This window comes from Frankia sp. AiPa1 (assembly GCF_023243075.1).
Classification (GTDB): domain Bacteria; phylum Actinomycetota; class Actinomycetes; order Frankiales; family Frankiaceae; genus Frankia.
In genome coordinates this window covers 1-10,574 of the sequence record NZ_JALKFZ020000187.1, presented here as the reverse complement: position 1 = coordinate 10,574, position 10,574 = coordinate 1, and the positions used below count along the sequence as shown (strand labels likewise).

Genomic DNA, 10,574 nt, shown 5'->3' with positions numbered 1-10,574 from the left:
CGGCCGCTCGTCGCGGGACGTGACCGTGGGTGCGGTGCGGTGCGGTGCGGTGGGTGCGGTGCGGGTGTCCAGCGTGGGTGCTGGGCTCAGGGGCGGTGGGTGGAGTCGACGACGGGGGAGCGGATCGTGCCGAGGCGGTCGATGGTCACCTCGACGGTGTCGCCGGGGTGCAGGTAGCGGGGCGGCGTACGGGTGTAGCCGACCCCGGCTGGAGTGCCGGTGATCAGGACGTCGCCGGGGTTCAGCGTGAGGGTGCGGCTGACGAAGGAGAGGATCCGACCGACCGAGAAGATCATGTCGGCGGTGTTGCCGTCCTGGACGACCTCGCCGTTGACGGTGGTGACCAGCCGCAGCCCCGAAGCCGGATCCCCGCCCCCGCTGGCCTTGCCGCCGCTGTCGGTCCCGCCGATCCCGGCGAACGGGCCGACCTCGTCGGCGGTCACCACGGGGCCCATCGGACCGCTGCGGTCGGCGTTCTTGCCGAGCGTCCACTGCGCCGAGGAGCCCTGGGCCCGCCGCGCGCTCAGGTCGTTGAACACGGCATAGCCGAACACCGAGTCCGCCGCGGTCGCCTCGTCGACATCGGTGAGCGCCGCGCCGACCACCACGGCGAGCTCACCCTCCCAGTCCAGCCCCCGCTCGGCCGGCGGGACGGGCACCGGCGTCCCGTCGAAACACAGCGACGCCGTCCACCGTGCGAACAGCGGCGGGTACTTCGGCACCGCCAGCCCCGTCTCGGCGGCATGGTCGTGATAGTTCAGTCCCATCCCGAGGATCCGTGCCCCCGCCCGGACGGGCGGCACCAGCTCACCGTCGCCCAGCCGGCGCGCGGGAAACGGGCCGGCGTCCCCAGCCGACTGGGCCACGACGTCCTGAGCAGCGAGGGCGCGCCGTGCTGTGCGCGTCCATCCGGGGAGATCGTCGTAGAAGTCGTCCACCTCGGTCAGCACGTCCACCCGGGTGCCCGGCCCCGGCCGGACCGGCACAGATGAGTCCGCTGAACTCGCCTCCAGCACCAGTCCGACCAGGACCCGCCGCCCGTCCCGCACACCCACGAATCGCATGTGCCACCACCTTCCAGATCCGCACCCAGGTGGATCGGTTGTCAGTGAGTTCGATCTCCTATTCGAGGTACGGCCTTGGGCTTGGCCAGGGCATTCAGACGCGGATGACTGCGATGGTGCGTCCGGTGGGGCTGGTGGGGCTGGTGGCGATCTGGGTGCCCAGCTCGGTGCTGACGCGTCCGCGTTCGGCGGGTCGCTGGTCGAAGATCACAAGATGGCCGGTGGGGAGGTCGAGGCACGCAAGGCCCGGCCGTCCCGAACGTGCGAGCCACCGCCCACTCTCCTGCCAGATCACGCGCCACTGATCGCAACTCTACGGAATCGGCGGCGGACGTCGTCTCGCGGTCGCATGGCCGGTGACGGGCCGAGGGCAGATCGCGCCGGACTCGGTCGGCCAGGCAAGGCCCCGCGGTTGCGCGGAACCGCATCCCGCGGCGGGGGTCCCGGCCTGGCGGCTCGAAACCAGCGGCCTGGATGCTCGAGGTCGCGGACGGCGGACGGCGGGCTGCGGACCCGGGTCGGGGCGATGCCCAGGCCCGACCCGGGCGTCTGTGGGCCGTGGGTCCGAGACGGTGCGGTGCGGTTACGCGGTGACGATCTCGGAGCGCAGCGGGGCGAGGGCGGCGCCGATGTCGCCTGCGGTGGGGGCGGGGACGCCGAGGCTGGACAGGGCCGCGAGCAGGTGGTTCACGACCGCGTCGAACTGGGCGTTGTTGATGTGCAGCGAGGCGTGGACGGCCGGGATAGCGCGGCCGGAGTAGGTCTCGGGGCCGCCGATCGCGGCGGCGATGAACGCGCGCTGGTGGATCTTGAGGGAGGGGATGTCCTTGCCGGCAAAGAAGGGGGCGAGCTGCGGGTCGGCCGTCACCCGGACATAGAAGTCGTCGACGGCGGCCTCGACGGCCTTCGCGCCGCCGATGGTGTCATAAGAGCTCATCGAAGGACTCGCTTTCACAGTAGAGGCCCGACGGAATCCACTCAACCTGGCGGCGCGGCCGGGTGGAAAGTGCCGGAGGTCCGGGTGTCCGGGAAGGAAGGCCGGACACCCGAGGGCCAGACGGCTCGATTTCCACGGTATTTCTGGCGGAGCGACGCCAAAGGGCCACCACCTGCTGGCAGCCGGCATGTGCTGCCGGGCGGCCTACGCGAGCCGGGTGTCGGTGACGGTGAGGGCGGGATTGCCGGGATGGTAGGCGACCTCGCGGATGCCGAGGGCACCGGCGAGCTTCCCCGGGGGCAGCGTCTGCGGGGTGGGCGCAGGTGCCTGGCCGGGATGGGGGAGGGGATAGGCTGTTGTGGTGGCGCTGTGGAACGTCACGTTTCCCTCCCGTTTGGTGAACAGCTGGTGGACGTGACCGTTCAGGCAGGTCACCGAGGAGAAGCGCTTCAGCAGGGCGAGGACGGTGGCGGAGTCGTCTGTTCCCCAGCCCCACTTCGGGTACATGGCGAACAGCGGGATGTGGCTGAACACGACGATCGGCGTGTCACTCGAAAGGCCGGCCACATCCTTGCGGACGAAATCGATCTGGTCGGTGCCGAGATGGCCGAGCGCCTCCAGGGCGAACGTGTTCACCAGCGAGATGAAATGTACCCCGCGCACGTCGAAGCTGTACCAGCCCTGGCCTCGGGTCCCGGCGCCGAAGGTGGCGAGGTACTGGCGCCCGCCGTCATCGACGGAGTCGTGCTCGCCGGGCACCGTGTAGACCATTCCGGTGCGCAGACCCGACATCATCTGCTTGGCCTGGTCGAACTGCGCCGGGGTGGACAGATGGCTGATGTCGCCGGTGTGGAGGACGAAGTCCGGCCGGTAGGGCAGCGCGTTGACCTGGTTGATCGCCCGCTGGAACGAGGTGGTGACATCCGGGTTGGCGGTTCCGTGGAACCCCAGGTGACTGTCGCTGATCTGGACGAACCGCAGGTCGGGCGCGGCGGCCACGCCGGCTGTGGCGGCGTCGCCGTGGTCGTCGTTCACCACGTGCCGGGTCACCTCGCCGCCGACGACCGTGAGCGCCACGGCCGCGCCGAACCACGTGGCGTGCCGGGCGAGCTGGCGTCGCGAGAATCCCCGGCCGGCGGCCGGTTGCTCGTGCCCCCGGGCGGCCTGGTCCCGGGCGGCGCTGTCCCGGGCGGCACTGTCCTGGTCAGGCCTGTCCTGGCCCGGGCCCTCCTGTCCGCCGGTCACGCGGTCACCACCACGGTGCCGACCATGAACGGGTGGATGGAGCACAGGTAGGAATAGGATCCCGCCTTGGCAAACGTGTATTTGTAGGTGTCGCCGGTGTTCAGGGTCGGCGAGTGCAGTGGGCCGTTCGTGCTGACGACGGTGTGCGCGTCGGCGTCCCGGTTCGTCCAGGCGACCGTGGTGCCGACCCGGACGGTGAGGTTCGCCGGCGAGAACGCGAAGTTCCTGATGTCGACGGTGGTCCCCGACACCGGTGCCTGGGCCGCCGGATCGGACGCTCTGGCGCCTGCGGGCATCTGCATTCCTGGCATCGAACCTGCGGAGGGCTGCATTCCCGGTGTGGCGGCCGCCGGGTCGGTCGTGCCAGCGGCGGCGGTCGCGGCCGCTGCGGGAGGCGCGGCGGCGGCCGTGTTGTTTCCGGACGATCCGCAGGCGGCGAGAACGGTAAGCGCCACCGTCGCGAGAACGACGCCGGAGAACGGCGCGCGTCGCCACCATACTTGAGACTGAGCTGTCACCACAAAACCGTTCCGGCCCGGTGCGGGCCTTGGATGTCGTGGTCCGCATCGGTGCGGACTTCTCGTCTCTCAATAGGGCTACTGGTTACACATCCAGGCCCGCGGGAAAGACCCGTTACCCGTCACGCCGGGCGCGGCGGGGAATACACCTGGACCACGCCGGAGAGCTCGCGCACCTGAATGTCCGGCAGGGTACGCGGCGGTGTGCGCAGCTGCGAATGCACGACCTCGCCCGAAAGGGAGAACGAGGTGCGGTGGCAGGGGCAGTTCAGTCGACTCGCCGCCGCGTCCAGCGCCAGCTGGCAGCCCTGGTGGGTGCACACGCCCGACACGGCCCGCACCTGCCCACCGCTGCGGCGCACGTAGCCGGTCACCGTCCCCACGTCGAAGGCGCGCACGCCCCCCTCGGGCAGCTCCTGGCTGGTCGCGACCGTCGACCAGATCGCGCTGGCCGGCATCAGCGTGTCCGCCTCGGCGCTCGGTGTCGTCTGGGCGTCAGCAGAGGTGAAGATCCGCTGGACGAATGCCCCGACCACGCCGCCGACGGTGGCCGCCGCGGCTGCGACAGAGGTGACCCCGACGAACCGTCGCCTGCTCCCGGCCCGCCGGTCGTCTCGTTCTCGTTCCCGATCCCGATCCCGGCGGAACGCAGGGTCATCGGCGAACGAACCCGTCGACGCCACGGTGCCGCTCGTATCCACGGTGCCGCCGGTGCCCGCGGTCAGGTCACGTCCGGCGGCCAGGCCGCGATCGGCGGGTGAAGGGACGGTCGGCCCGGCCACTGAGGAGCGGGCGGGGCGGGCGGGGCCGGCGGGGCCGGCGGCGGACGGACCCTCGGCGTCCATGCCGGCGGCGAGGCGGCGATGCAGATCGGCGAGGAAGTCCGAGCTCGGAGCGTCGGCGCCGGGCGCCGAGGCACGCAGGGTGATGGCCGTGCGAAGCTCGGCGGCGTCCTGCGGGCTGGCGGCGAACGGTCGAGGACGGCGTCCACGCAGCAGGTCCTCGACGAAACGGTGCGTCCCGCGCCGCATCACGCCTTCCCTCCCCGCGATGCCCGCGCGGCCCGGGCCGTCGCGCTCGCCTGGGCCGCTGCGGTGGTCCGGGCGGGCTCGGCGGTCTGGGAGATCTGGGCCGCCTTGCGCAGCGCCCGGTGCTGCAGGACCTTCGCGTTCGCCACGCTGACCCCGAGCTCGCTCGCCGCCTCCCGGATCGTCCGGGATTCCAGGAACCGTAGCCGAAGGATCTGCTGGTAGCGCGGGGACAGCGCCGCCAGGATCTCCTCGGCCTGCGCCGCGGAGCTCCCGACCGGGCCGGCCTGACCGGCGGCGGTGGCGTCGGCGAGCGGTCCGTGGCCAGAATGCTCCCCGCGTCGCCGGTGTCGGCTTTCCGCGCCGGTACCGTCGGCAGGCAGGCCGCCGCGGGCGCCGGAACCGCGGTTGACGTCGTCGGGATGCCCGTCGGTGCTGCCTGGTCCGCCCAGGTCCTCGGCCCGGCCGGACTCGGCGATCGCCGCCTCCATCTGCTCGGCGTCCAGGGTGGTGACCGGGACGCCGAGGGTGCGGCGCCAGTGCGCGGCGAGCGCGGTCCGGGCGACGGCGTTGAGGTAGGCGCGGACCTCCCCGACGCTGGCCGAGACCCGCAGCGGGCGCAGCGCGGTCGTGAAGACCTCGGCGGTCAGGTCCTCGGCGTCGGCCCGGTTGCCGACCTTCGCGAACATCATCCGATAGACCCGGTCGACGTTGTCGCGGTAGATCTCCTCCCAGCTCGGATAGGCCGCAGTGCTGTCCGGCGAGCGTGCGGTGTCCGGGGGGCGGGGGATGTCGGCAGGGTTGTCTTGCGCGGAGTCGTTCGCGCGAGAAGGCGAGCTGACGCTCGCGTATGTGTCTCCGGGGCCGACAACGCGAAGGTATGGTCCTGTTCCGCCGCCGCGGAGGCCACCGGTCGCATGGGTGATCCCGGACTCGGCGCTGGTGCGGGTGCCCCCGGCGCCAGTAGCCCCGCGCATGCCCCCGGCCCTGTCGGTGGAGGCGGCAAGGCCGGGACCACCGGGGCCACCAGGACCACCGGGGCCACCAGGACCACCGGGGCCACCAGGAACAGCGGGATGAGCGGGGCCACCAGGAACAGCGGGGCCACCGGGAACGGCGGGGTCAGGAAGGTCTGTCGGGTCGGCGGTGCGCGGATGACGCGCCGGGCGGGTCATGCCGGGCATCCGCCATCCAGACCTGCGTCCGAACCGCGGCTCGCCGTCCCGCACCGGCTGCCACCGCCTCTGCCGTCCGCCGGGCCGTCTGGACGCCCGGGCCGTCCCGGGCACGACGTGTCGCCGGGTCCGCTCCATGTCTCGCGCACACCATGCAATAGCACCCCGGGTTACACGGAGCGTGCTGTCGTGGATACGACACCGTGCGGGTGGGTGGCGCGGTACCAGCAGGGCCCCGGGTCGGGCACCAGTCCAGCGAGGTGGGAGGCGGTGTGCCGCGGGACCACGGCCGATGCGAGGGTGGAACCGTGAGTGTCACTGACCCCGGCCCGACCTCGACGGGCGGGCACGGAGGGCTGCTCGAGGCCGTTCTCGAGCTGCGGGACGTCTCGTTTCGGCGCGACGGGCGCCCGATCCTGCACGAGGTCTCGATGACGGTGCGGCGCGGAGAGTTCTGGGCGCTGATCGGTCCCAACGGCGCGGGCAAGAGCACGATGCTGAGCATGTGCGGTGCGGTGGCCCATCCCAGCACCGGCACCGTCCACGTCCCGGGCGAGCGGCTCGGTCACGTCGAGCTCGCGCGGCTGCGCCGGGTCATCGGCCATGTCAACCCCCGGCACCCGCTGCGTTCCCCGCTGCGCGTGCGCGACGTCGTCCTGACCGGCCTGACCGGTTCGATCGAGACGCCGCCCCGGTGGCAGCCCCATGCGGACGAGGTCGAGCACGCCGAGCGGCTCATCGCCACGCTCGGGCTCGCCGCCAGGAGCGGTGACCGCTGGCCGACCCTGTCCCAGGGCGAGCGCGGCCGTGCGCTGCTCGCCCGCGCGCTCGTCTGCCGGCCCAGGCTGCTCCTGCTGGACGAACCGGCCACCGGCCTGGACATCGCCGCCCGCGAGCAGCTTCTGGCGACCCTCGACGCACTGCCCCGCACCGACCCGGAGCTGTCCTGCATCCTGGTCACCCACCACCTCGAGGAACTGCCCACCGTCACCACCCACGCGGCCCTGCTGGCCGGCGGCCGGCTGACCGCCACCGGATCTGCGCGCGCGACCGTCACCTCGGAGAACATCTCCGCCTGCTTCGATCACCCGATCGACGTGCGCCACGACGACGGTCGATGGGCCGCCCGCGCCCGCCGAGCCACCACCCACCCGCCGGCAGAGCCCCACCCGCCGGCAGCGTCCCACCCGCCGGCAGCGTCCCCTCGGCTCGACCAGCCCCATCTGCCGGCTCAGCCTCTCTCCGGCCCAGCCCCTCCCGCCGACCCAGCCCCATTCGCTGGCTGAGGCTCCCGGGCCCGGATCGGACTGACCCGGTACCGACCGCATGCCCCGTCGTTCACGGCGGGGTTGGGTCGGGGTGCGCTGGGACTGGACGTACTGGCGGATGATGTCGGGTGGTGCGCCGCCGCACGACGCGGCGAAGTAGGACGGCGACCAAAGGTGGTCGTGGTGGGTCCGAACTGCGTAGCGGGCGCGCAGGCGCCCGGACGAGACGCCCTTGAGGCGTCTGCGGGCGGGGCTTCCGCCGGCCGGTGTGCCGGTCTCGGACCTGCCGCGGGCGGCTCACCCGGGGTCGGGCCGGCCGGTGTGCCGTGCGAGCAGGACCGCGAGGGCGGGGAGGTCCGCCAGATGGCACAGGGTGTCGTTGAGGTGGGTGCAGGTCGGGGGGCCGGCGAAGTCGCGGCGCACGGACGCGCGGGCGGTGTGCGCGGGCTGCCCGACCAGCCAGGCGGCGCTGGGCACGGCCTCGGGGCACTCGATCCAGGGCAGCACCCGCGGCGTCGCCGCGAGCCGGGTGAACCGGGTGGAGCGCGGGTCCATCGCCCCGTGCACCTCGTACTCGTGCACGACCATCTGTGCTCCGTCGTCCGGTTGGAAGCTGTCGCGGAACAGCGATTCCACGGTGAACTCGCCGGCCGGTGCGCCCGTCTCGCGCCCGGTGGACGGGCCGGGGGCCTCGCCGATCGGTGACGGGCCGGGGCCGGCGGTCGGCGACGGGCCGGGGCCCGCGGCGATCAGGTCGATGCGGCGGTGACGGCGCGACGTGCGCGGCGCCATCGGGTCGAGCGCGCCCGCGTGCCAGGCCAGCGGATCGTCGGGGGAGCGCAGCGACGGCGCGTCCGGGCCGGTGGGAGCCGGCGCGCGCCCGGACGTCTCGATCTCCAGCATGATGGTGGCGCCGCGACGCCAGCCGGCACACTGGTCGGCACCGCGTGCCAACGCCGCGGCCAGGATCGCCGGGTCCGCCGATGCCGCCGGCGCCACCGAGCCGGTTGGGGCGGCCGAAGCCGGGGACGCCGCCGGGACCAGAGCGTTCGGGGAAGCCGCCGAGGGGGCCGGCGACGGCGGGGCGTCCAGCCGGGCCATGCCGCTGACCAGCACGGCGACCGGGAGGTCGTCGAGCAGGGCGGCGAGCACCGGGTGCGTGTCCGCGAGCCGCGGCGCGACCTCGGCGAGCCGGGTGCGGAACCCGCCGCTCGTGCGCGCGCCGACCAGCCCGGCGAGTTCCGGTACCGGCGGGGTGGTGTGGACCGCAGCCACCGTCCGCCGTCCGAATTCCTCGATCTCGAGGGTCAGGGTCTCCTCGGCGGCCACGATGATCGAGCCGTCGGCCCGGGTCACCAGGTCCCGTCCCAGGCCACGGACCTGGATCCCGCCGCGCAGACCGCCTGGATAGCGGGTCTCCAGGGTGAGGGTCCGCCGCACCGACAGTGGATGCCGCGGCGGCGTACCGGAGCTCGGATTGTGGATTCCGCGCCGAGGATGCACCCGTTCGACGCTACTCCCGACACTGCCGCCGACACCGCCGTCGGCGCCGTGCTCGCCGAAATGGCGGGACGGGCAGCGTACCGCCGGTGCGGGCAGAGGTGCTCAGCGTCGCTGATCTGCTACTGTCCGCTCAGCCACGGGTTTGCGCCGCGTCACCGACCTGAGCGGCGGCTGTGCGGCCTGTGCGAGGGCTGTGGCTGGAAAACGCCGCGTTCCGGGGTGAACCGGCCGGCGCGCGGCTGCGTGTCATCCGGGTGCGTGAATCGACCCTGGCCACCGACCCGCAAGGAGCGGACCCATGACCACTCTCGACGACCTCGCCCAGCACGCCCGGGAGGTCCGGCTCACGCCGCGGGACCAGCGTGCGGCGGCGACCGGGCGGGGCGCCGGCCCGGCGGGCGGTCCCGCGACCCGACGCGGGGTACTGTCGTCCGCCGCGGTCATCGCCACCGCCTCCGGCGCGGTCCTCGTCGCGGGCTGCGGCGGTTCGGACGGCTCGGACGACGCGTCCTCGTCGTCAGCCTCGTCCTCGGCCTCGTCCTCGGCGGCGCCGAGTGCCGCACCGTCGGCGAGCGCGACGGCGTCCAGCGGTGCCAGCGCCGGCACGGTCCTCGGCGCGACCAGTTCCATCCCGGTGGGCGGTGGGACGATCTTCGCCGCGCAGAAGGTGGTCGTCACCCAGCCGACCGCGGGCACCTACAAGGCATTCAGCAGCACCTGCACGCATCGCGGCTGTCAGGTCAACGCGGTCTCGAACGGCCTGATCAAATGCCCCTGCCACGGCAGCGAGTTCAGCGCCACCGACGGCTCGGTGCAGGCCGGACCGGCCCCGACCCCGCTGCCCGCGGCGAACGTCACCGTCCAGGGCGCGAACCTCGTCCTGGACAGCTGAGCCCCCGGCCCGGTCAGTAGACGTCGCGCACATAGCGGCGCTCGGCGGCGAGCCGGCGGACGTGGGCGGCGGCGTCCTCGGGGGAGAGGTTCCCATGTTCCGCGACGATGGCCCGCAGCGTCGCGTCGACGTCGCGGGCCATCCGGGACGCGTCACCGCAGACATAGAGGTGGGCGCCGTCGTCGAGCCAGGACCACAGCTCGGCGGCGTGCTCACGCATCCGGTCCTGGACGTGCACGCGGCCGGCCTGGCCGTCGCTGGGCTGGTCGCGGGAGAACGCCACGTCGAGGCGGGTGAGGGTGCCCATGTCGAGCAGGGCGGTGAGCTCCTCGGCGTAGTGGAAGTCGGTGGCGCGGTGGCGCTCGCCGAAGAACAGCCAGGTGCGTCCGGATGCCCCGCGGGCCTGGCGTTCCTGCAGAAAGCCGAGGAACGGTGCGACGCCCGTCCCCGGGCCGATCATGATCATTGGGGTGGTGTCGTCGGCGGGCGGGCGGAAATGCGGCGCGCGCTGCACGAACACCGGTACCGACTCGCCGGGCACGGCGTCGGCCAGGTAGGTCGAGCACACGCCCTTACGAGACCGGCCGGACTGGCCGGCGAAGCGGACGACCGAGACCGTCAGGCTCACCGAGGCCGGGTCGACCAGCGGTGACGAGCTGATCGAGTACAGCCGCGGCCGCAGCCGCGGCACCACCGCGAGCCATGCCTGGGCGTCCGCCCGCACCGGGTACTGCGCCAGGACGTCGACGGCCTGCCGTCCCCTCGTGAAGGCGGCGAGCGCGTCGCGGCGCTCGGGCCGCAGCAGCGCGCCGAGCTCCGCACCCCCGTTGGGGGCCCCCCCCCCGCCCCCCCCCCCCCCCGCGCCCCCGAGGCCGATCCCGCCAGCCGCGAACACCGGCACGGTCCGCCCGGCGGTGGCGCTCGGACCGTCGTCGGCGAGCAGG

Annotated in this window: 11 protein-coding genes and 1 pseudogene; 2 read left to right on the top strand and 10 right to left on the bottom strand. The window is 73.4% G+C overall.

The features are described from left to right. Positions 1-86 precede the first annotated feature (86 nt). From MXD95_RS25760 to MXD95_RS25730, 7 genes are all read right to left on the bottom strand, one after another. Entirely contained in the window at positions 87-1,064 is a 978-nt protein-coding gene (locus MXD95_RS25760; protein WP_250643324.1) for a fumarylacetoacetate hydrolase family protein, read from the bottom strand. A 94-nt stretch (positions 1,065-1,158) separates the two neighbouring features. Next, positions 1,159-1,359: a hypothetical protein gene (locus tag MXD95_RS25755; protein WP_250643323.1), complete on the bottom strand. Its 201-nt coding sequence runs from the start codon at positions 1,357-1,359 to the stop codon at positions 1,159-1,161. Between the two features lie 288 nt (positions 1,360-1,647). Beyond that, a complete protein-coding gene (locus MXD95_RS25750) occupies positions 1,648-2,001 on the bottom strand; it encodes a group I truncated hemoglobin (protein ID WP_250643322.1) in 354 nt (117 codons plus the stop codon). 204 nt (positions 2,002-2,205) lie between these two features. Then, positions 2,206-3,246, bottom strand: coding sequence for a metallophosphoesterase family protein (locus MXD95_RS25745; protein ID WP_250643321.1), 1,041 nt, complete (start codon positions 3,244-3,246; stop codon positions 2,206-2,208). Beyond that, complete coding sequence (locus tag MXD95_RS29055) at positions 3,243-3,764, bottom strand: cupredoxin domain-containing protein (protein ID WP_250643320.1); 522 nt, start codon at positions 3,762-3,764, stop codon at positions 3,243-3,245. Before MXD95_RS29055 ends, MXD95_RS25745 begins: the two co-directional genes overlap by 4 nt. Before the next feature lie 122 nt (positions 3,765-3,886). After that, positions 3,887-4,795: a Rieske (2Fe-2S) protein gene (locus tag MXD95_RS25735; RefSeq protein ID WP_250643319.1), complete on the bottom strand. Its 909-nt coding sequence runs from the start codon at positions 4,793-4,795 to the stop codon at positions 3,887-3,889. Continuing rightward, complete coding sequence (locus MXD95_RS25730) at positions 4,795-5,769, bottom strand: RNA polymerase sigma factor (protein ID WP_250643318.1); 975 nt, start codon at positions 5,767-5,769, stop codon at positions 4,795-4,797. Before MXD95_RS25730 ends, MXD95_RS25735 begins: the two co-directional genes overlap by 1 nt. 506 nt (positions 5,770-6,275) lie before the next feature. On the opposite strand from MXD95_RS25730, the gene MXD95_RS25725 reads away from it, so the two are divergent. Next, positions 6,276-7,253 carry an ABC transporter ATP-binding protein gene (locus MXD95_RS25725; protein WP_250643317.1) on the top strand — a complete coding sequence of 326 codons (978 nt, stop codon included), beginning with the start codon at positions 6,276-6,278 and terminating at the stop codon, positions 7,251-7,253. 69 nt (positions 7,254-7,322) lie between these two features. Here MXD95_RS25725 and MXD95_RS25720 read toward each other — a convergent pair. Beyond that, positions 7,323-7,472 (bottom strand): annotated as a pseudogene (locus MXD95_RS25720) (IS200/IS605 family transposase); the annotation flags it as partial. A 60-nt stretch (positions 7,473-7,532) separates the two neighbouring features. Beyond that, on the bottom strand, positions 7,533-8,738 hold the full coding sequence (locus tag MXD95_RS29050) for a DUF2889 domain-containing protein (RefSeq protein ID WP_250643316.1): 1,206 nt from the start codon (positions 8,736-8,738) through the stop codon (positions 7,533-7,535). A gap of 298 nt (positions 8,739-9,036) precedes the next feature. On the opposite strand from MXD95_RS29050, the gene MXD95_RS25710 reads away from it, so the two are divergent. Beyond that, complete coding sequence (locus MXD95_RS25710; protein WP_250643315.1) at positions 9,037-9,630, top strand: Rieske (2Fe-2S) protein; 594 nt, start codon at positions 9,037-9,039, stop codon at positions 9,628-9,630. 13 nt (positions 9,631-9,643) lie between these two features. On the opposite strand, the gene MXD95_RS25705 is transcribed toward MXD95_RS25710, so the two are convergent. Further along, the coding region (locus MXD95_RS25705; RefSeq protein ID WP_518456197.1) for a flavodoxin domain-containing protein at positions 9,644-10,574 on the bottom strand (931 nt) is incomplete at its 5' end.

Bases quoted from the DNA above. Each gene is read 5' to 3' on its own strand.
- MXD95_RS25750 (WP_250643322.1), bottom strand. From the start codon at position 2,001: ATGAGCTCTTATGACACCATCGGCGGCGCGAAGGCCGTCGAGGCCGCC.
- MXD95_RS25760 (WP_250643324.1), bottom strand. From the start codon at position 1,064: ATGCGATTCGTGGGTGTGCGGGACGGGCGGCGGGTCCTGGTCGGACTG.
- MXD95_RS25730 (WP_250643318.1), bottom strand. From the start codon at position 5,769: ATGCGCGGGGCTACTGGCGCCGGGGGCACCCGCACCAGCGCCGAGTCC.
- MXD95_RS25735 (WP_250643319.1), bottom strand. From the start codon at position 4,795: ATGCGGCGCGGGACGCACCGTTTCGTCGAGGACCTGCTGCGTGGACGC.
- MXD95_RS25710 (WP_250643315.1), top strand. From the start codon at position 9,037: ATGACCACTCTCGACGACCTCGCCCAGCACGCCCGGGAGGTCCGGCTC.